The organism is Planktothrix mougeotii LEGE 06226 (assembly GCF_015207485.1).
In the GTDB taxonomy this organism is placed as follows: Bacteria; Cyanobacteriota; Cyanobacteriia; order Cyanobacteriales; family Microcoleaceae; genus Planktothrix.
This window is the reverse complement of record NZ_JADEWU010000005.1, coordinates 1-20,895: the sequence shown is the minus strand read 5'-3', so window position 1 is coordinate 20,895 and position 20,895 is coordinate 1. Positions and strand designations below refer to the sequence as shown.

Genomic DNA, 20,895 nt, shown 5'->3' with positions numbered 1-20,895 from the left:
TGACCTAAATAACGGAGTCAGTTAAGACTTAGGCGGGTCAACTAGGGCTGTATTTCAAGCCCCCACTGTACTTGTACTCAAGTCAGTGGTGGGTTGTTGACTCCTGCACATCCATTCAAGGCTGAATTTTATAATACTTCATGTTGACGGCTAATCGTCAACACCTCAACAGTGAACACTTAATCATGATGTCTAATTCTGTAACTCAACTTCTAACACTTTATGAATGGCTGATTGGCGGGGTTTTAATCGGCTGGATTTTAGGTCGGAAATTACCCCCTATTGTTCCCTATTATTTAGGAAAAATTTTATATTGGGTCATTGTTCCGATCGCTATTATTGCATTTTTAAGAAAAGCGGATTTATCCGGTTCGATTTGGATTGCTCCCTTAGCGGCTTGGGCTGCTATTTTCCTCGGTGCTGGATTAGCTTGGATGGGGTTACATTGGCAAAGCCGTATTCCTAAATTCAATATTTTACCCCAATCTTTACCCGCTCAAGGCAGTTTTTTATTAGCTTCAATGGTGGGGAATACGGGATATATTGGTTTTCCGGTTAGTTTAGCCTTAGTCGGCCCCCAATATTTCGGTTGGGCGGTATTTTATGATGGACTGGGAACGGTTATTGGCGCCTATGGATTAGGAGTGGCTTTAGCCGCAAGATTTGGCATGGGAAAACAAGACCCTTGGCAATTAGTTGCAGTATCATTAACGAATCCGGCTTTAATGAGTATGGTGATCGGTTTAATGGTACGAAATATTCCGGTTGGTGATCCGATTGAACAGGGATTAAAGGGAATTGCTTGGGGAAGTGTTGCTTCAACGTTAGTCTTGATGGGAATGCGTTTAAGTCAGCTTCATTCTTGGCGCTATTTCCAACCCGCTTCTGTCAGTTTAGTCATCAAAATGTTAATTGTACCTTTGGTTTTAGGTTATGGATTAATGCTATTGGGATTAACCGGAGCTCCGTTATTAGTTTTAGTTCTGCAAATGGCAACCCCTCCCGCTTTTGCCACCTTAGTTTTAGCCGAAGCCTTTAATTTAGATCGGGAATTAGCCGTTACCAATTTAGCGATGGGCTCTACACTATTATTATTAACGTTACCGATATGGTTATTTTTGTTTGGTCAGTAAAACTTAGAAATTGGGTTTTTGGTGAATCAGCACTCAATTTCTAAACTGTACTACATTTATTAATTAGCCTGAACTTGAGTTCAGGGCATTAATCGTTTAAGTTTCCTGAAGGATAATTTTGCTATTTGGGAGCAGCAGGATAGGAACGTTCTGCTGTCCAATGGCGATCAGAAGATTGATAAACTCTCATCTTCTCTAAACCCGCAGACTCGATCAAATAAATGATTTCATCTAAGGTATAAGCCGCTTGTAAGGAGTCTCGAAATAGTTTTTTCTGATGGTCGTTACAATTTCCTGCATATTGTTCAACTAAGGTATTGAGTTCGGTTTCACTACTGGGGCGAGTTAAATCTCTTAGAAATATTGCTCCCTGGGGTTTTAACACGCGCTGAAGTTCTTGAAAAAATAGCAGAGGTTCTGACAAATGGTGAACAATACTATTGGAAATGACCATATCAAATTGATCATCGGGATAAGGTAACTGTTTGGCATCGATTTGTTCTAATTTGATTTGTTCCTGTAACCCCGCTTGCTCAATATTTTGATTGCCAATAAATAGCATATTTGCTGATAAATCAATTCCGGTAATTTGCCATTGCGATGCGTTAGCCACGCCGCTGCGCGATCGCTTTTGAGCGATTAAAATTGGAATCCGTGCTGTCCCCGTTCCCGCATCTAAGATTAATCCGGTTTCTGGCCCTAATTCTATTGCTAATTCGGCAAATTCTTGATTAACTTGGCTAAAATCCATCGCATCATACTCGCTGGCTTCTTCCCAAGTATCCATGACTTCTACTTCTGGAATACGTTCCATAAGGGTAATTCAGATTAAGGTAAGTTCAGAAGTATTGTAGAAGTTCCGAACTCAAGAAAAGCAATGCACAAAATTACTATTTTGTCAATCCCTTTGATCATGACCCCATCAGTTCTGTTCAAAACTCGTGCATCGCTGCGCTTAAATTCTGTCAGGGTTTCATAAATTTTTACGAGATTATAGGGGTTTGAGGATAGGGTTTTGAGGTTAAGTTATACTTCCCCAGATTATTATTTTTCTATTATAGCCCAAACCCCTATGATTTCGTCAACTAATTGCAACCTGTTTGCAATAACCCCTTGACAAAAATCGAGGTTTTTTACCTTATTCTTTTAAAATTTAAAACAAATTTCTATAATCTATAGTTTTTTCTTATTAAAACTCCCTCTTGACACCAAACCTGGAGTAATACTTTAAAAAAGCTTATGATTAAAAAATGTTTGAGTAAACTATCAACGGTTATGAGAGCAATTGAAACGACAGCGACTATTAATGAGAGTGGGCAACTGACACTTGATCAATCATTAGGAATTACTAAACCACAGCGTGTTCGGGTTATTGTCTTAATTCCTGAAGACGACGAAGTTGACCCCAATGAAACGCCGACTGAAATTGTTATAGAAGGTATTCGCCAAGGTTTATGGGAAGCATTAACAGGACAGACTATTCCGCTCTCAGAAATGTGGGAAGGTATTGATGTTGAGTGAACCACCACCCATCCAAATCGCGCTTACTTCCCGCTTCAAAAGGGATCTTCGAGAACTTGCTAAACGCTATCGTTCAATTCGTACCGATCTTCAACCGTTAATCGAACAACTTCAAGCAGGTGAAATTCCTGGTGATAGAATTGCAGGTATTAAATATACCGTTTTTAAAGTTCGTCTTAAAAATAGTAATATCCAAAAAGGAAAAAGTGGGGGCTATCGAGTTATTTATTATCTGAAAACAAATCAAGCCATCATTCTCGCTACCATTTATTCCAAATCTGATTACTCAGATATTAGTCATGAAACCATTGAAGAGGTGATCACTCAATATGAGAAAGAAATTGGTTAATTGAATGGGAATCTGTGGCTCCCTCGCCATCTTAGGACAAAAACTGCTATAATTGATTTAAACGAAGTCGTTATGAGTTTGAAATAAGAAAAATGACAAACCCAACTGTTGAAAATCTTGTCATTATTGGTTCTGGGCCTGCGGGCTACACGGCGGCGATTTATGCAGGACGGGCGAACTTGAAACCCGTTGTTTTTGAAGGCTATCAAATCGGGGGAATTCCGGGGGGTCAGTTAATGACCACCACAGAAGTTGAGAACTTCCCTGGTTTTCCCGAAGGCATTACCGGGCCGGAACTCATGGATAGAATCAAAGCCCAAGCTCAACGGTGGGGGGCGGAACTGTTTACCGAAGATGTGATTTCCGTTGATTTAAGTCAACGTCCCTTTACTATTAAATCTGAAGACCGGGAAATCAAAACCCATACCATTGTAATTGCAACGGGGGCGACGGCGAAACGGCTGCATTTACCCCAGGAAGAAACCTTTTGGAATGCGGGAATTTCCGCCTGTGCCATTTGTGATGGGGCGAGTCCAATTTTCAAAGGTGTAGAATTAGCGGTGATTGGGGGAGGAGATACCGCCGCCGAGGAAGCCGTTTATTTAACTAAATACGCCACCCATGTTCATTTATTAGTCAGACGAAATGAATTGCGGGCGAGTAAAGCTATGCAGCAACGGGTTCTTCAGCATCCTAAAATTACGGTGCATTGGAATACGGAAGCGGTGGATGTTTATGGCAATGATAAATTAGGCGGGATTAAAATTAAGAATAACCAAACGGGAGAACAACAGGATTTACCCGTCCAGGGGTTATTTTATGCCATTGGTCATACTCCCAATACCCAAATTTTCCAAGGACAATTACAACTGGATGAAGTGGGATATATTGTTACAAAACATGGCACTCCTGAAACCAGCGTTGAGGGGGTTTATGCGGTTGGGGATGTCCAAGATCATGAGTTTCGTCAAGCCATTACAGCCGCTGGAAGTGGTTGTATGGGAGCGATGTTAGCAGAGCGGTGGTTATCGATTAATGGGTTAGCGCAGGAAGTTCAACAAACAGAAACTTCTGAACCAGCAGCAGAAACGACACCTTCAACCCAACCTCAAATTACCACTTCTGAAAATTTTGATATCCAAAATACCCGCCATACGGGGGGTTATGCCTTGCGGAAACTTTACCATGATAGCGATCGCTTAATTGTGGTAAAATATGCCTCACCCACCTGCGGGCCCTGTCATGCGCTTAAACCAATTTTAGATAAAGTGGTTGGTGAATTTGAGGGTAAAATTCATTATGTCGAAATTGACATTGAAGAAGATCCTGAAATTGCTCAAAACGCGGGGGTAGTTGGGACTCCAACCCTACAAATGTTCAAAAATAAGGATTTAATTCAAGACCTCAAAGGTGTGAAACCCAAGAGTTTATATCGAGAATTAATTCAGAATAATTTGTAAGACTCAAAACCCGATTTCTCAAGTAACAACGTAGTAAGTCCTTCAGGACTTTTCTTTTAACTCAATTTGATAAAAGAAAGCCCTGAAGGGCTTACTACGTTTGGAGTGGGAATTAAAATACCATTTGCGGAAAATAAAGAAAGCCCTGAAGGGCTTACTACGTTTGGAGTGGGAATTAAAATACCATTTGCGGAAAATAAAGAAAGCCCTGAAGGGCTTACTACGGTGGGAATTAAAATGCCATTTGCTGCATACTGCCTAATAAAGCAATAATAATTTGAGAGCCAAATTGGAGAGCAAAAATAGCAATAATAGCTGAAAAATCAATTCCCCCTAAAGGTGGAATAAAAGACCGAAAAAGATTGAGATAGGGGTCAGTTAACTGACTTAAAATCGAGAAGGGGGGATCAAACCAGTTAATAGTTGGAAACCAGCTTAATAAAATCCTAATAAATAGGATTATCATATAAATGTTGAGGAACTGTGCCAGGGTGTTAGCGAGTAAGCCGAAAGGAAGTGCCATAAAATTTATTTGATGTTTAACTCAATTTGACTGAATTTGAGATAAAGTTATGACCCTTAGTGTATCACATTTAAGAAAAGGGGGGAAAATCAAACGGGATACCCCCATCGATTAATCATAAGTTTCCGAGCTACTATTGCCATTGACATTGCCTAACTGTTGACGAACATCATCAATGGCTTGATTGAGTTGAGCAATTTTATCCTCCAAACTCAAACGGGCGGTTTCGATATGTTCTCCCGTCAATTTAGCAGACTTCCCCGACTTTCCCGGTATTTCTGGCAAGGGTTCACCGCTTTCGGAATTGGTGATGCGGGAAGCGAGTACCACTCCTAATACCCCGCCCACAAACCCTCCTAGGGTTGCACCGAGGAAGAAGCCACTACCAAAACCATCTCGATTACCCATAATTTAACCACTTTGTCACAATAGCTTGATTTTATAGTAGGGAACAGACAACAGGGAACAGGCAACAGTCAGGAAAAAAGGGAGACACACTTACTGTTGCGACAACAACCGCGATCTATTCGGTGGGGAGACGGTCGAATGTGCCAAACGTTCGATCTCCTGCATCTCCCAAACCGGGTACAATAAAGCCCTGTTCATTGACTTCAGGATCAATAATAGCGGTATAGATTTGCAAACTGGGATAAGCTTGACTTAATTTTTGTAACGCTGGGGGGGCGGCGACAATGGAAATAATCCGAATCAAAGCGGGGTCAAGATGGCGCTGGGTGAGTTCTTCCATCACCGCCATGATTGTTCCCCCTGTTGCTAACATCGGTTCACTAATCATCACCCGCGTTTGAGGATCAAATTGGGGAGGTAATTTATTTAAGTAGCAACTGGCTTCTAGGGTTTCTTCGTTGCGTACCATGCCAATATGATAAACCGAAGATAAAGGCACAACGCTTTGAATTCCCTCCATTAACGCTAAACCCGCGCGTAAAATAGGAATCACGATCAGGGGAACTTCAGGATTAACAAAGGTGGCGTTACATTCGGTTAACGGGGTTTGTACCGTTGTTTCCAGGGTTGGTAACCAGTCTTTGGCGGCTTCGTAGGTCAACCAACGTCCTAACTCCGTCATCGCCGTGCGAAATAAAGCCGGAGGAGTCGCCTGATCACGAGCAACTCCTAACCAATGTTTAATTAAAGGATGGGGGGGGACATAAATACGCAGTTGATTAGCCATAACAAAATCGTTAGAAAGTCTCCACTATCATCCCACACCATTGCCAGAGATGGGTTGACGGTTTTTAACCCTAAGCGATTAGAATATTAGTCTCTATCTTCAGTGATCATTTATGAAAGCAATCATGATTGTGGGAACGACTTCCCATGCTGGAAAATCCATGATGGTCACGGCCATTTGTCGAATTTTACATCGTCGCGGCGTGCGGGTTGCTCCCTTTAAAGGGCAAAATATGGCTCTGAATTCCTATGTTTCTCCGGCCGGATCAGAAATGGGTTATGCTCAAGCGGTGCAAGCCTGGGCGGCGGGAGTGACACCTTCTGTTTCTATGAATCCTATTTTATTAAAACCCCAAGGAAATATGACCTCTCAGGTGATTTTAAAAGGCAAACCTGTGGGAGTTGTGCAAGCAAGTGATTATTATGAACACTATTTTGATCGGGGTTGGCAAACTATTACTGAATGTTTAGACTATTTAACCCAGGAATTTGATATTTTAGTTTGTGAAGGTGCTGGCAGTCCCGCCGAAATTAATCTCAAACATCGAGATTTAACCAATATGCGGGTGGCAAAATATTTGAATGCCAAAACGTTATTAGTGGTTGATATTGATCGCGGGGGGGCCTTTGCTCATGTTGTGGGAACTTTGCAACTTTTAGACCCTGATGAACAGGCATTAATTAAAGGCATTATTATTAATAAATTTAGAGGACAGCGATCGCTATTAGAATCGGGGATAAAATGGTTAGAGGAGTATACGGGAATTCCGGTTGTTGCGGTTATTCCTTGGATTGATCATCCCTTCCCCGCAGAAGATTCTTTAAGTTTATTAGATCGTCGTCCGAGTTCGGCCCAAGCGGAATTAACCATTGCCGTTATCCGATTTCCTCGTATTGCTAATTTTACAGATTTTGATCCCCTAGATGCTGAAACCAGCGTTAAAATTAAGTATGTAGCGCCTTCTGACACTTTAGGACATCCCGATGCCGTCATTCTTCCTGGGTCTAAAACGACGATATCTGACCTGCAAGTCTTAAAACAATCGGGAATGGCAAATCAAATTAAAAATTATGTCGAGGCGGGGGGTCAGGTGATGGGAATTTGTGGCGGTTATCAAATGTTAGGAAAAATTGTGTCAGATCCCTATGGTTTAGAAGGACAACAGGGCGATTATGAAGGGTTAGGATTATTACCGCTTAAAACCGTTATGTCCACTCAAAAAACCTCCCGTCAACGGTTGGTTTCATCCCATTTTCCCCAAGAAGGTTTACCCGTTGAAGGATTTGAAATTCATCAAGGACGAACTCAATTGTTAGATTCTAACGATATTTCTCCTTTATTTAATGACCCGAATTTAGGATTTGTTAATCAGCAAAAATCGATTTGGGGTCATTATTTACATGGGGTTTTTGATAATGGCCCTTGGCGACGAACCTGGTTAAATCATCTGCGAAAACCCAGAGGGTTAAATGCTTTACCCACTGGAATTGCTAATTATCGAGAACAGCGAGAATTGTTATTAGATTTATTAGCAGATACCGTAGATTCCTATTTAGATTTGAGATCGGTTTTATAGCAGTCAACCTCAACAACAGTCAACATGAAAATCCATTTCTTACCCGATAAAGTTACCGTTGAAGCCCAACCGGGTGAACCTTTATTAGCCGTCGCCGAACGCGCTGGAGTTGTAATTCCCACTGGATGTTTAATGGGGTCTTGTCATGCTTGTGAAGTGGAACTAGACGAAGATAATTTTATCTGTGCTTGCATTTCTTCCGTTCCCTCTGGAAAAGCGGAAATCACCATTAATATTTATAGTGATCCGACTTGGTAAAGGCGATCGCCAGAAATTATAAAAATCAATGACATCAGCCCTGGGATTTTCAGCCCAGCTTTTTAAAGCTGATTAATGGGCGGAGAGAGACTCGAACTCTCACGACCGAAGCCGCCGCATTTTGAGTGCGGTGCGTCTACCAATTCCGCCACCCGCCCTTGTTTGGGTTAGCTTCACTATTATAAACCATAAAGTTTCGTTTTAGCAAGTCCTGATAATTAGGACTACTCGACCAGCGATCAATTTCTCTGGCCCGCAAGACCGGAAGGGGATGGGTTAATTGGGCGGTTTGAGCTTGTTGAAGCAGTTCTCCCAATTCTGTGCGACTAATTTGATCATACGTCCGGGCTTGGGCAACAAAGGCATCTAAATTCAGTTGCGAAGCTAAACTGGGAGAACCCCCCGACAGTTTCATCAATACCGACATCACGACTCTTGGATCTTGAGTTGCTAATAGGGCTGCGCGATCGCAAGTAAACTCAGCACAGCGTAACCATTCCATTAACTGCGCTTGTAACCCCTGAGCTAAAATTGTTCCCCAAGGCGACAATTGATTCGCCGCTAAGACCACTAAATTCGCTAAGGTTAAATATACCCCATGTTCGCATTTTAAATGTCCTAACTCATGGGCAATTACCGCTTGAATTTCTTCCGAGGTTAATAACTCAATTAACGAGGTATGAATAACAATAAACGGTTGTTTTCCCCGCATTGCAAAAGTATAAGCATTGGGAACCGGATGTTGACGAATATAAAGTTGAGGCGGTTCTAAATCTAAAGTTTTGCAAGCGGCTAATAATAATTGATGAAGAGCAGGTAATTGTTGATCACTAACTAAAATACTAGACGCAATATTTTCTAAATAAAAAAACTGTTCCCCGACACCGCCTAAAATTTGCCGGACTAATAAATCTAAACCGGGCAATTGTTTCAAAGCATTGGTCGCTTGTAAATCCAACGGATGACGAAAATGATCGGCTCGGAGTCCTATTAAAGGGGTCGTTGAAAACGTCATAGCTACATACAGATTAAAGTCAAACTATAACAAATTCTAACGTCTGCCTGATCAAAATTGGGTGGGTTGTGAGTTGTAATTAACCCTAAAACGCACCCTAAACAACTCACAACAAACACTCCATTTTTGAGAATAAGCGACTGTCTGCTAACAGATCAGTTGCTTATTCCTTTTCTATTAGCGCATGATCAATACGCTGGAGTTTGGCTCCTAATTGTCGGAGTTTAGCTTCCAATTGTTCATAACCCCGATCCAAATGTTTTAACTCCTGAATGGTGGTTTCTCCCTCCGCCGCTAAAGCCGCTAGGACTAAAGCCGCAGAAGCGCGTAAGTCGGTTGCTGTTACAGGTGCGCCCGATAAGAACGGAACTCCTCGGACTAAGGCAGTCGTTCCTTTAACCCGAATATCTGCACCCATGCGGCTGAGTTCAGGAACATGACCAAACCGATTTTCAAACACTGTTTCGCTGATCAAGCTATTGCCTTCACACAGCGTTAACAGAGCCATGAAGGGGGCTTGCATATCCGTAGGGAATCCCGGATAGGGTAGGGTTTCAATGTCTGTTGCCGTTAAATTCTCCACAGGGAGAATGCGTAAATGGTTTGACCCTTCCATCTGGAATTTGACCCCAATGGCTTTGAGTTTAGCCAGTACCGGAGTCAAATGTTCTGGAATAATGGGAGATAAACTAATTTCAGAGCGGGTGATGGCTCCTGCTATTAAAAAAGTTCCGGCTTCTATTCGATCAGGAATAATCGAATAATCGGCTGAATGCAGACTAGGAACCCCAGAAATCACAATGGTTTTAGTTCCAGCCCCCTGAATTTTTGCTCCCATCGCACAACAGAAGTTGGCTAAATCGATCACTTCCGGTTCTTGGGCTGCATTTTCGAGGATGGTTTCTCCCTCAGCGAGGGTTGCTGCCATCATCAAAGTTTCCGTTGCTCCTACACTGGGATAATCCAGATAAATGCGAGTACCTTTGAGTCGGGGGTTAGATCCCTTAACGTGAGCATGAACAATGCCATGATCAATATGAACTTCAGCCCCTAACGCTTGCAGTCCCCGAACATGAAGATCGACAGGTCTAGCTCCAATGGCACAACCTCCCGGTAAGGGAACTCTGGCTACCCCTAAACGAGCGAGTATCGGCCCAATGGCAAAGAAACTAGCCCGGAGTTGGCTGACGAGTTCATAGGGAGCTTGTGATTCTGATAGTTGACCCGCTTTAATATCGAGAACATCACCCTGGCGGTCGATTTTAACCCCTAGCGCCGTGAGAATTTCACTCATGCGGTTGACATCAACCAAGGAGGGAACGTTACGAAGCCGACAATCTTCAGAACACAGCAATGCACCGGCCATTAAAACTAAAGCGGAATTTTTAGCCCCGCTAATCGAAACATGACCCTGTAGGGGTTGATGCCCCCAAATTTTGAGAACGGACTGGTTAGGGTTGGACGCAGTAGCGAGCTTTGATGAACGTATAGCGAGTGTAATGGGCCTATCCTCCAAAAATGGGTTGTACGTTAACATTCGTTAATTTTTTGTTCTGATTCTACCGAAAAGATTCCAGATGTCTAGGGGTAAACAGTCGTTAATTAGTGATCTATTAGCTGGAATCACTCTGAGGGAGGGGTTTTATCCGAATATTAATCTTGGAATACCCAATTTAGAAATAATCACGGATATTTAAAGATTGGGCTGTAAGTCCCCCCCTGAATTTTATACTTAGATTAGAAACTCCCAGCAAAATTATCCTCTAAATTAGAATACAAAGGTTGAAAGATAGCGCAGTCAGACGAAGGAGAAATAATTGATGATGCAAATTGGGATTCCGAAAGAAATTAAAGATCAGGAATTTCGGGTGGGATTGAGTCCCGGTAGTGTGCGAGTCTGCTGTGAACGAGGTCATCAAGTTTTTGTGGAAACGGGTGCAGGGAATGGTGCTGGATTTACCGATGAGGATTATATACGAGCGGGAGCCATAATCGTGGAATCTCCGGCTGATGCTTGGTGTCGCGAACTGGTGGTGAAAGTTAAAGAACCTTTGCCCTCAGAATATGAGTGCATTCAAAAAGGGCAACTGCTGTTTACTTATCTGCATTTGGCGGCAGATCGGGAACTAACGGAACAGTTAATTCATAAGGGTGTTCATGCGATCGCCTATGAAACGGTAGAACTTCCTGATGGTCGCTTGCCTTTACTAACCCCCATGAGTATTATCGCGGGACGGTTATCGATTCAGTTTGGGGCTCGTTTTTTAGAACGACAACAGGGAGGACGAGGGGTTTTATTAGGGGGAATTCCTGGGGTAAAAGCGGCCACTGTTGTAATTTTAGGGGGAGGTGTAGTTGGCACAGAAGCGGCTAGGGTTGCCCTCGGTATGGGGGCTAAAGTGCAAATTTTAGATGTGAATGTGGAGCGATTAGCGTATTTGGAAACGGTGTTTGGATCGAGTGTGGAATTACTCTACAGTCATTTATCCCAAATTGAAGAAAGTGTTCCCCAAGCAGATTTATTAATTGGTGCGGTTTTAATCTTAGGAAAACGCGCCCCAAAATTAGTTTCTCGTGAGTTAGTCGCTCAAATGCGTCCCGGTTCTGTCATTGTGGATGTCGCCGTAGATCAAGGAGGGTGTATTGAAACTTTACGGCCAACGTCTCACAGCCATCCGACTTATATTGAAGAAAAGGTGGTACATTATGGCGTTCCCAATATGCCCGGTGCTGTGCCTTGGACAGCGACCCAAGCTCTAAATAATAGTACCTTACCTTATGTTCTTCAGTTAGCAGATCGGGGACTCAAAGCATTAGAATTAAACCCGGTTTTAGCCAAAGGTTTAAATGTGGAAAATCACCATTTAGTCCATCCGGCTGTTCGGGAAGTTTTTCCTGATTTAGTTTAAAAAAATTACGAATTACGAATTACGAATTACGAAGGGGGAATAGAAAAAACATCAAAAAAGAGCCGAATTAACGGGAAATTCCGACTTGTTTTAAAACCGTTAAAGGGTGATAGGATTTAAGCCATTGTAGTTGTTGGGAATTTCTGACTAATAATCCTCCCGCAAACCCTAAAGAATTAATCGAAATTCCCTCAAATTCTTCTTGAGATCGAGGAACAATCATCATCCAATTTCGGGTAGCTAATAAATTATAAGCTCCTGATTGAAAAAGATGATCATCAACGGATAAACCCACGGCTGATAATAAAGCAAAGTATAATTCCAAGGTGAAAATAGCAGCTTCTAATGGGGTATGAATCCAATTGGGATTAAAAGAGGCGATCGCATGAACAAAAGGGAATTCAGGAATGATACCAATAGAATTTTGAAATTGTACAGAAGCGATCGCAGGTTGAATGGGAAGATTTAAGCCATCGGGAACTAAGGGAAAAGGAACTAATTGTAGATGTTTATGGCGTTGACTTGCTCCCGCTAATTTACCCCCATTATAAAATATTAATCCATCAATTTCTGCTAAACCCATCCACATCGCTGCAAAATCGGCTTGAGTTAGCCAAGTTTCTTGTTCTTCAAATTCGCGGGTTACAATTAATAAATGATGCTCAACTACATTGAATTTATTCAGTAAACATAAATGAGTTTTCGATAAATCAGCAACAAATAAATCTTTTTCATAAGGAAGAAAAGGGTTAAACTCTTTCCCCGATTTCTCTATCTTTTTTTGCTGTTTCTTCGCTTTTTCCTTACGCGCTAAGTTAGCTAAAATTCTAACTAAAAAGCGAATATCCCCCTCTTCAATAAAATCATAATCTGTTGCAATTGATTGAAGAGCGCCACAATTGAGAGCATATTCAGTTTGAGTAATAATCCGTTGCCATAATGTACCCAATGGCAAGATTGAGGTTGCTGCTGTCTCTGTTGTCATTTTAATCTAAATTGGAATTGAGGTCTTCTTCCTATCTTAAATTAATTCAGGACTATATTATCAATTTAGATAATCTCACCCCCTTCTTCCTATGAGTCGGGGGTTGAAGCAAAGATCAAAAAAATCTAAAATTCCAATTTTGAGTTATCCACAAGAACGGGACACTTTAGTTTTTAATAACTCATTTAAACTGGGGTCTTGAACCTGAATTGAGGAAGATTCCATCAGAGCATCTGACCATAACTGATGTTCTACAAAATATTGAATCCGAGCTAAAGTAATTGCTTCTGCGGGGGCTTTTTGTTGATGCAGTTGCGTTTCTAATTCTTCTAAATCCTGCTGAATTTTCTGGTGTTGATGGGTTTCTATAACTTTAAAAGTTAAAGAGTCACGGGGAAAATCACTGACATCAGGATTAGAGATATCATAAAGTGATAATTGATAGGTTTCTCCAGGTTGAAGCGGTTCTCCCGTATAGGAAATACTTTGCTTAGAATCCGAAATATTTTGACTCCAAATTAAAGTCCCATTGTCATCAGAATGCAGTTCTACATATTCAATATTTCCTCGCCAAATAAAAGTGGGTTTGTCACTCCAAATTTCACTATCAACTTGATGATTATTAGGTTGGGTTAGAGGAACAATTGTACAAATTTCATTTCCCCGTGACCCCCCAGGAGAATAGACAGGCGGTTCATGATTAGTCGTTGAAGAATCATGATTAGCAAGCTGATACAATTCTTCTCCAGAATGGGAACTTTTTTTAAATTCTAAAGGATAAAAACTGGGTTCACTCAGTGCAGGAGGAATAACCGAAAATCCTATTATGCTGACCAGGGTTGTGCATCTCCAAAGAGAACGCACAAAGTTGAACTTAGCCATAAAATTTCCTTTCCACAAATGTCAGAAAAATATACATCCAAAACATCAAAGTTGGTAACACCCAAGGAAGCAGAAGTTCCCCTGTAATATAAACCTGTACACTCCCTAATCCATATATTCCTGTTAATCCCAAAAACACCAGGATATACTTTATTTTTTGAGGACGAACTGTTGCTAAGGATAAAGTCGCTCCTTTTCCGAATAAAGCGGCAATTAAAATCAGCAAAAGGTCAGGAATGGGAATCACAAATCGTTGCTGAATAAAGTGATGAGTCATGTAAGCATGAACTTCACCTCCCGGTAAGACTTGGCGATAATTGCGTGGTGTTTCCTGAGAATACCAATAATTTAATGCCATAGGTAAAGGAAAATTATCCTGACCTTCTGTTGCAATTCCGGCTTCACCATATCCCCCTGGTGCAATTAGAACGACAAAGGGAGTAGAAAGTTTCAAGGTAGACTCTGGAGACTCAAATAATTGCCAAGCGGGAAGACTTTGATACACTTGTTTTGGGGGAATTGAAAAATCAATCAGGGGATGAAACCACCATTGCTTTAATAAATATGCCCAATTTGTGATCGGTTGTAAACGTGCTTTTGATGAAAATAACCTTTGATAATCTGTTCCGGTACTATCAATTAAATAGGCTTTTAAATGGGATAGCCAATCAACGGATGAGTTAAGTTGAGGGGAAGGAGGTTCAAGTTCTTGAACGTTTAATTGATACGCTAAAGCTAATAAATAAGCGAAGGGTAAAGGTTGTTGTCGAGAGTCAGGAAGGGGCAGTAAGGTGGTATAGAGGGGAGGATAACCTAATATTCTTAAATCCCCTTGTAAGCTCCAATTAGGACTCGCTAATTCGGGTAAGGTTTCAAACCATCCTCCGGTGGGATTTTTACTGGTTCCAAATATTAACCAAGTTTGATGATTTTGAACTGCATTTTGTAAAGATTGGGATAAAATGGGATCGTTTTGAGGTTGATGACGATCTAATAAATAATCAATGCCAATTATTTGCAGATTAAGTTGAATTAACTGATTAATAATCTCAGCTAAATAACTTCGATCCATCGGTCTTGGATTAGAAATTTTAGCTTTTAGAATAGATTTTTCATCAATTAAAATTAATAGAACGGGGGGAGAGGATTGAGTTGGAATTTGATGAGTTAAATTTCGATAAATAGCTTGAATCAAAATTCGTCGTTCTAATAAAAAATTTTGAATCGGAGTTTGCCAAGCGATAACTAATAAGGTTGTCAGGGCAAAGACTTCTTTTTTTGTCGGAAACCATCGTTTTAATCGTTGTTTCCAACTTAAGGCTTGTAATTTAAACGGAGGAGCGTGGGGATGGCGAAATAAGGACGGAATTAAATAGGCACTGGGATAGGTTAAATGTTTTTCTAATTTAAGGAATTGACAAGCGGATAATAAGGCATCATGAACATCATGATATTCCGTTAAGCTGCGAATAAATCGTAATAAAAATTCTTGAGCCACTTGATTATGGATAGGTTCTCGCATAATCGCCACTTGATTTAATCCTAAATCAATCAAGGTATTCGCTAAACTTAAGCCATTACAAGAATTAAATAAAGCAAATTGTAAGCCTCGTTGTTTGGCAACAGTTAAGGGTTGAATCAGTTCGGATAAGGACAACGAAACTGAGGGCGCAATCCCTAATTCTCCTCCGGTTAATTCCGTTTCATTACTATGACCAGCAAACAGTAAAATATCCCAACCTTTTTGATCTTGAATGGCTTTAACAACTGCGAGTTTAACCTCCATTACAGTTTGTTGAGGTTGCCAACCGACAAACTGAATTTCTGCAATTGGAGCGAGCGCTCGCACCGCTTCTTTATCAGCTTGAAAATTTAATCCCGTTTCATCTCCTAAAATTACTAATACCCTAACTTTGTTGCGGGTTGGTCGGTGTTCGGAAGTCGTTGTAACCTGACGAATATTAATCGGTTGACGAACAATTCTAATTTTTCCAGTCGCCGCAAATTCTGTACCAATTTCCCACGCTTCCCAAGGAAGTCGAGCCACATCTATCGGGTCAGTGGTGAGAAACACATCAATATCTAATCCAACGCCGGGATGACGGGGTAAAGTTTCTAAATTCTGCTTTGATGTCGCTTTAGCCAGAGTTGCTCGAATTTCATATAATTCTTCATGTCTTAACCAGCGATGAAATTCATATAATAATTTTGCTTCTGCTTGAACTAATTTAGCGTGCCAATCTGTTTGGTTTTGGGTAAGTTTTCCGGTCGCTTCCACTCGACCCCGCAGGGCTTTCTGATAAAAACTTAGATAAATATATTGCCATTCTTGATACAGTTGAGTTAATCGTTCAGGATAGGGAAGGGTGACTCCCAAATTTTGCCCTTTTCCCCAAGATAATTGAAATAAGCAAACCTGCTCAACTCGTTGAACTTTGAGATAAAAAGGGGAAACAATGGCATTCATATTTAGGTTTTTAATCTTAATTGAAACTAAATTCAAAAGGCGGTAATGTTTCTGTTATATCTTCCCTTAAACTCACTGTCACCACAAATTTTTCTTGACAAGTTCCGACCACACGAGTAAATAAATAAGAACACTGATCTTCCCGACTTAAATCTTGTTCAACTAAAATTCCGGTGGCGTCACTGACTCGTAATTTCACACCCACTGGTAAATCCGTTCCTGTAGGTAAACCTAATATTAATAATAGCGTCCATTCGGGTTCAATTTCCCATTCTAATGGCCAAGTTAAAGCATATAATCGTAGAGAACGTCCTCCTAAACCTAAATCTCGATAAGCACCTTTGGCTTGGGGAGAAATTTCGACGCCATTTTCTTGGAGTTGTTTGACTAAACTGGAAATTTCAGTTCCGTCACGCAAGGCGGTTTCTGGAGAAAAATTGGGAATAAAAACCCAGGATAAAGCTGTTGATATTGTGTCTAATTCCGGGTTAAACCATCGCGCTAAATTGAGCGCAGGTTGTGTTAATAAGTCAAATAAATCTGTTAAATAAGCAACCGGATTTTGAGGAGATTGAGAAATCGGTTGTACCGATAAACTCACTTGATTTTGTACTTCATAAATCCACCGCAGTAATTCAGGATAACTGAAAAGAATCTTTCCCTGTTCCCAAGTTAAAATTTGCCACAATTCAGGAAAAATACCGGGTTCTGAGGATTGGAGTTGGGAAAGTTTGCTAATTAATTCTTCTCGAATTTGAGATAATAGTATTGCAGGATTTGGAATTTCTGGTAAAGGAATTGCAGACACTTCTAAACAGCGTAAAAATAATAAAAATTGATCAGGTTCTATGTTAAACCAAGATAAGGGAACAGAATATGTCCAATCTGCTTTGGGTTCTAAATCAATCTGTGTTATATGGGTTTGAAAATCGGAATAGGAAATAAACCCATAAATTGAGGTTGTTTCTAATTCTTCTTGAACTTCAATTAAAATATAATAATGCGCCCTATATTCTGGTAATTCAAATATAGCCCTAGGTAAAATAATAGTATCCGTCCTAGAATTTCCCAAGGCGACTAAGCAGATTTTAAATTGATTAACAGCTAAGTGGCAAACAGCTTCAATAAAATAAGCTAATTCAGGTTTTTCTAACGAAGGATGCTCTAAATTAAATACCAGTTCTGATGAACGCTGTTCTAACCAATTCTGAAACCCAAATAAGGCTAGAGAATTGAGATAGGTTTGCCATTGTTTTCGATCATTGAGAATAGAACGGCAATAATCTAAGGATTGATCAATTTGTTCAGAAGATAAGGGTAAGGCTTCAGGATTAAGCGGTTCAAACTCAAACAAAACTTCTGATTCATCTAAGAAAGAAGTAAACATTATTAATAGCTCCGTCGGGAATTTTTAGATAATAAAGAAATCATGGACTGTATCAAGTTGGGACTTTTTTCTCTTAAATCTAAATAGTAGCAAACGCCTTTAAAAAAGGGACTATCTAGGGGACGATTTTGAGCAATATAGGAATCAGATTCAGCTTGTTTAAACAGGGTTTCCAATTCTCCATCTAAGGCTAATTCAATTTGTTTTTCCCACTGTTCTAACTCTTGGGAAAGATGCTCAGGTTTGGTATACTCTAAAATGCGATCGCGTAACTGCAATAATAAATGATGTCTGACATCAGCGCGAAAGGCTTTAAGCTTTAATAAACGAGTTACTTGATACTGAGCTTTTAATCCTAATGTAGCTGCAATTTCGCTCATAGATTGACCCTGACAATGAAACAGATAAAGTGCGGTTAAAAATTGTTCCGTTTTTTCTCCACCTCGCTTTTGGCAAGTTGTTAACCAGGTTTCTAAAACTTGAGCAATACTGCTATTTAAACACATCAAAAACTGTTTTTCATACCAGTTTAAAAACTCCTGTTTTTTGATGTCTTCCTCATCGTTTTCTAACGCTTCAGGGCTAGGAATTTGTTCAATAATAGAATCAGAATCATCAATAGAAATAAAGGATTGGTTGGGTAACTTTCCTCCGCGAATATAGGTACGATATTGGCGTAATTGAGTTGCTAGATTTTGTAATTTCAGGGCGACGGCTTTAGGAGAAATCCTCTGTTGAATTAAGGTTTCTAACCGTTGAGCAATTTGTTGATATTGTTGGGCCGTTGGCGGTTGACAGCGTTTTTTAGCTCCGGCTTGGCGTTGTTGTAAACGTTGGCTACGGTAAACGCTATGGTAGCAAGCTAAAAGCTGTAATCGCTGTTCAACTTCCAGGGACGTTAATTGATAAAACTGGGTTAAAATTTTTTCCAGTTGTTGAGGATGGGTATCATTTAAAATTGCCCAATCACTCACGAGATACACCCCATGCTCTAGTAAAAACTTATTGATTTCACTATTAAATTTAACTCGTCGATTTGTCCAAGTTGCCAAACTACTTTGCTGAGGATCAAAGGTTTGTAAAATTTCCCGTGCAAAGGATTGATAAGGGGTTTTTGTTTGTCCTAAATGGCGCTGACGATTAATTCCTTCTTCATCCAAAACAAAGGGGAATAAGTCTTGACCCCTAAAACCATGATAGGTTCCAAATTGTTGAGCTAACTGAAGGCAAACCTGTTCAATTTCCCAAGAAATAAAGCATAAAAGACAACATTCTGCATTTTGGCTATTGATATTATTCCCTTGAGAATTAGCATCACGAAGCCATTGTACTAATTGCTTCTGAATGGGCACATCGGGAACATCCGCCTCGGCGATGAATTCTGGAAAAGCGCTCTCAAAAAAGGCTTTGGCTGCTGCTATTTCCGACCGTTTTTGTCGGCCAGAACTTTCGAGTTTAACCAGTGTCCAATACTTTAATGCTTTACTCATGGGTTAGGAACAGAGGAAGTCGGTATCTTGTTGAATTCGGCTTATGAATCCCAAGCAACCAACAACTCCAACAAGTGATTTAGGACAGAGGGGTAAGGTGATCTCACCCCTCAAGTTTACTTATCTCTGAAGTGATTAAACTTATGCAAGCTCAAACAGAATTAGAGTCCCAAAGAATTTGATATTTTAGGAGTTGGGGTGATTTTAACTTTGGGTTTCCAATCATATTCCATGTATTGAGCGGTTTTTAAAGCTTTGTCATCCCCTAAAAGTTTAGCAATCACATAAAGAGACACATCAATTCCCGCCGAAATTCCAGCCGCTGTGATAATTTTGCCATTATCAACATATCGTTGATTGTCTACAATAGTAGTCTGGGGAGCAAGCACTTTTAATTGCTCTAAAGCTTGATGATGAGTCGTCGCAACTAACCCATCTAATAAACCGACTTTAGCTAACAGTAAAGCTCCCGTACAGACTGATACAATTAAATCAGCATGATGTCCTTTAGATTGAATCCAAGCTAAAATTTGAAGTTGATTCATTGCAGCCTTTGTGCCAATTCCACCCGGTATAAAAATTACATCAGGGACGGGACTATCTAATAAGGTGAAATCAGGATTAATACTTAAGCCATTATGGGATTGAAGGGAGTTTAAGGTTTCTGCCACTAGATAAACATTAAAGGGTTTATCTTCGTTAATTTCTGAGGTAATAGAAAAGATCTCATAGGGGGCAGCGAAATCCAGAATTTCAACGTCATTAAACATTAAAATAGCAACATTTTTTTGAGTCATTAGTTCAGTAATCCTAAACAACAAGGATAAGGGGTTAAAATATGGTGAAAAAGCGTTTTGGGTTCCAGAATCTTATTCTAGCGATTACAATCATTTTAGGCGTTACGCTGGGTTGGAATAGTTTGACCTTAGCACAAGGTTCAGCCACTCAGCTTGAATATCGCATGAGTCGATTAGAAGCACAAGTCTCTCAACTCGCAGGACAGATTAATAGTTTGCGATATCAAAGCTCAGGAACAACAGTGATTCAGGTTGAGCCGGATGCAACCAGTCCTCCACCTCAACCAGAAAATCGTTTCCTTTCGGGTGATCCGATGTTTGATCGGTTAGCCACCTTAGTTATAGAAACAAAACAAGATGTGCAACAACTTCAACAACAAATCGCGGATTTAAAAGCGCGAATAGACACCCAATAATTAACGGTTAAACGGTTGAGGAGATGTGACTGTAGCGGAATGTCAAATATCCTGAAATCATAGTGCTGCTCGATGATCTGAGAAGTTGAAATTTATTCTCCTCATCTTAGAAGATTGATCAAGAGCAGCACAATCTTTAAAAGTGGATGATGTTAAAACTATACAATGATGCCGAAATAGTAAGCGGCAACTAAAAAGTTAATCCCTAACAGAAGCAGTGCCCAAAACACACGAAAGGTATAAGGGCCACCGGATTTTTGAGTTTTGCTGGTCATAGGTTTGGTTCCTAAAATACGTTGATTTTATTAAAACACAGAAGCAGACGGTTTCAACGAATCAAAGATCGGCAGTTGAAAAGCAGGAATTAATACTCAATCCTCAGTCCCGATTGTGATCTATTCACCAACTTATTGCGTTTTGCGTGATCCCCGCTTCTATTAAAAGTTATAACAGCAGTCTGAAGATCGAGGTAAGCCCTTAATCATTCCCATCTCCCCATCTCCCCATCTCCCCATCTCCCCGTCCCCCCATC

21 protein-coding genes and 1 tRNA gene are annotated in these 20,895 nt (G+C 40.5%); 8 read left to right on the top strand and 14 right to left on the bottom strand.

The annotated features are described in order from the left end of the window. The first annotated feature begins 140 nt into the window (after nucleotides 1–140). A complete protein-coding gene (locus IQ236_RS03630; protein WP_228041406.1) occupies nucleotides 141–1,133 on the top strand; it encodes an AEC family transporter in 993 nt (330 codons plus the stop codon). A gap of 121 nt (nucleotides 1,134–1,254) precedes the next feature. Here IQ236_RS03630 and IQ236_RS03625 read toward each other — a convergent pair whose 3' ends face one another. Continuing rightward, nucleotides 1,255–1,947 carry a class I SAM-dependent methyltransferase gene (locus IQ236_RS03625; protein ID WP_193868004.1) on the bottom strand — a complete coding sequence of 231 codons (693 nt, stop codon included), beginning with the start codon at nucleotides 1,945–1,947 and terminating at the stop codon, nucleotides 1,255–1,257. Between the two features lie 440 nt (nucleotides 1,948–2,387). Between IQ236_RS03625 and IQ236_RS03620 the strand changes: the two genes are divergently transcribed. From IQ236_RS03620 to trxB, 3 genes are all read left to right on the top strand, one after another. Beyond that, entirely contained in the window at nucleotides 2,388–2,654 is a 267-nt protein-coding gene (locus IQ236_RS03620) for a type II toxin-antitoxin system RelN family antitoxin (protein WP_375539533.1), read from the top strand. After that, on the top strand, nucleotides 2,644–3,003 hold the full coding sequence (locus IQ236_RS03615; RefSeq protein WP_193868003.1) for a type II toxin-antitoxin system RelE/ParE family toxin: 360 nt from the start codon (nucleotides 2,644–2,646) through the stop codon (nucleotides 3,001–3,003). Before IQ236_RS03620 ends, IQ236_RS03615 begins: the two co-directional genes overlap by 11 nt. Nucleotides 3,004–3,095: 92 nt before the next feature. Next, entirely contained in the window at nucleotides 3,096–4,463 is a 1,368-nt protein-coding gene (gene trxB / locus IQ236_RS03610; protein ID WP_193868002.1) for a thioredoxin-disulfide reductase, read from the top strand. A gap of 232 nt (nucleotides 4,464–4,695) precedes the next feature. Here trxB and IQ236_RS03605 read toward each other — a convergent pair whose 3' ends face one another. From IQ236_RS03605 to upp, 3 genes are all read right to left on the bottom strand, one after another. Further along, on the bottom strand, nucleotides 4,696–4,986 hold the full coding sequence (locus tag IQ236_RS03605) for a YggT family protein (RefSeq protein ID WP_190520574.1): 291 nt from the start codon (nucleotides 4,984–4,986) through the stop codon (nucleotides 4,696–4,698). Between the two features lie 111 nt (nucleotides 4,987–5,097). Next, complete coding sequence (locus IQ236_RS03600; protein ID WP_193868001.1) at nucleotides 5,098–5,394, bottom strand: hypothetical protein; 297 nt, start codon at nucleotides 5,392–5,394, stop codon at nucleotides 5,098–5,100. Between the two features lie 115 nt (nucleotides 5,395–5,509). Continuing rightward, nucleotides 5,510–6,181, bottom strand: a complete 672-nt coding sequence (gene upp, locus IQ236_RS03595; RefSeq protein ID WP_193868000.1) for a uracil phosphoribosyltransferase — start codon at nucleotides 6,179–6,181, stop codon at nucleotides 5,510–5,512. 112 nt (nucleotides 6,182–6,293) lie between these two features. On the opposite strand from upp, the gene cobQ reads away from it, so the two are divergent. Together cobQ and IQ236_RS03585 are read left to right on the top strand one after the other, a co-directional pair. Beyond that, nucleotides 6,294–7,757 (top strand): cobyric acid synthase CobQ, encoded by a 1,464-nt coding sequence (cobQ, locus tag IQ236_RS03590; RefSeq protein WP_193867999.1) that lies wholly within the window; start codon nucleotides 6,294–6,296, stop codon nucleotides 7,755–7,757. 24 nt (nucleotides 7,758–7,781) lie between these two features. Next, nucleotides 7,782–8,015: a 2Fe-2S iron-sulfur cluster-binding protein gene (locus IQ236_RS03585; protein WP_072719380.1), complete on the top strand. Its 234-nt coding sequence runs from the start codon at nucleotides 7,782–7,784 to the stop codon at nucleotides 8,013–8,015. A gap of 76 nt (nucleotides 8,016–8,091) precedes the next feature. On the opposite strand, the gene IQ236_RS03580 is transcribed toward IQ236_RS03585, so the two are convergent. The 3 genes from IQ236_RS03580 to murA form a co-directional block, all read right to left on the bottom strand. After that, a tRNA-Leu gene (locus tag IQ236_RS03580) sits at nucleotides 8,092–8,173 on the bottom strand. After that, a complete protein-coding gene (locus IQ236_RS03575; protein WP_193867998.1) occupies nucleotides 8,152–9,030 on the bottom strand; it encodes a M48 family metallopeptidase in 879 nt (292 codons plus the stop codon). The genes IQ236_RS03580 and IQ236_RS03575 overlap by 22 nt, the downstream gene beginning before the upstream one ends. Nucleotides 9,031–9,193: 163 nt before the next feature. Next, entirely contained in the window at nucleotides 9,194–10,567 is a 1,374-nt protein-coding gene (gene murA / locus IQ236_RS03570) for a UDP-N-acetylglucosamine 1-carboxyvinyltransferase (RefSeq protein ID WP_193867997.1), read from the bottom strand. Nucleotides 10,568–10,853: 286 nt separating this feature from the next. Here murA and ald point away from each other — a divergent pair, with 286 nt between their 5' ends. Continuing rightward, a complete protein-coding gene (gene ald, locus IQ236_RS03565; protein ID WP_193868101.1) occupies nucleotides 10,854–11,939 on the top strand; it encodes an alanine dehydrogenase in 1,086 nt (361 codons plus the stop codon). A 67-nt stretch (nucleotides 11,940–12,006) separates the two neighbouring features. Here ald and IQ236_RS03560 read toward each other — a convergent pair whose 3' ends face one another. The 6 genes from IQ236_RS03560 to IQ236_RS03535 all read right to left on the bottom strand — a co-directional run bounded on the left by IQ236_RS03560 (nucleotide 12,007) and on the right by IQ236_RS03535 (nucleotide 19,947). Continuing rightward, nucleotides 12,007–12,924, bottom strand: coding sequence for an ATP adenylyltransferase family protein (locus IQ236_RS03560; RefSeq protein WP_193867996.1), 918 nt, complete (start codon nucleotides 12,922–12,924; stop codon nucleotides 12,007–12,009). 144 nt (nucleotides 12,925–13,068) lie between these two features. Beyond that, nucleotides 13,069–13,806 carry a hypothetical protein gene (locus IQ236_RS03555; RefSeq protein ID WP_193867995.1) on the bottom strand — a complete coding sequence of 246 codons (738 nt, stop codon included), beginning with the start codon at nucleotides 13,804–13,806 and terminating at the stop codon, nucleotides 13,069–13,071. After that, nucleotides 13,799–16,273, bottom strand: a complete 2,475-nt coding sequence (locus tag IQ236_RS03550; protein WP_193867994.1) for a CHASE2 domain-containing protein — start codon at nucleotides 16,271–16,273, stop codon at nucleotides 13,799–13,801. Before IQ236_RS03550 ends, IQ236_RS03555 begins: the two co-directional genes overlap by 8 nt. A 16-nt stretch (nucleotides 16,274–16,289) precedes the next feature. Beyond that, on the bottom strand, nucleotides 16,290–17,660 hold the full coding sequence (locus IQ236_RS03545) for a DUF1822 family protein (RefSeq protein WP_193867993.1): 1,371 nt from the start codon (nucleotides 17,658–17,660) through the stop codon (nucleotides 16,290–16,292). A gap of 2 nt (nucleotides 17,661–17,662) precedes the next feature. Then, entirely contained in the window at nucleotides 17,663–19,150 is a 1,488-nt protein-coding gene (locus IQ236_RS03540) for a hypothetical protein (RefSeq protein WP_193867992.1), read from the bottom strand. Between the two features lie 161 nt (nucleotides 19,151–19,311). Then, nucleotides 19,312–19,947, bottom strand: coding sequence for a DJ-1/PfpI family protein (locus IQ236_RS03535; RefSeq protein ID WP_193867991.1), 636 nt, complete (start codon nucleotides 19,945–19,947; stop codon nucleotides 19,312–19,314). Between the two features lie 41 nt (nucleotides 19,948–19,988). On the opposite strand from IQ236_RS03535, the gene IQ236_RS03530 reads away from it, so the two are divergent. Next, on the top strand, nucleotides 19,989–20,363 hold the full coding sequence (locus tag IQ236_RS03530; RefSeq protein ID WP_193867990.1) for a hypothetical protein: 375 nt from the start codon (nucleotides 19,989–19,991) through the stop codon (nucleotides 20,361–20,363). 158 nt (nucleotides 20,364–20,521) lie between these two features. On the opposite strand, the gene psaX is transcribed toward IQ236_RS03530, so the two are convergent. Then, nucleotides 20,522–20,638, bottom strand: coding sequence for a photosystem I protein PsaX (gene psaX, locus IQ236_RS03525; protein ID WP_072719390.1), 117 nt, complete (start codon nucleotides 20,636–20,638; stop codon nucleotides 20,522–20,524). Between the last annotated feature and the right edge of the window lie 257 nt (nucleotides 20,639–20,895).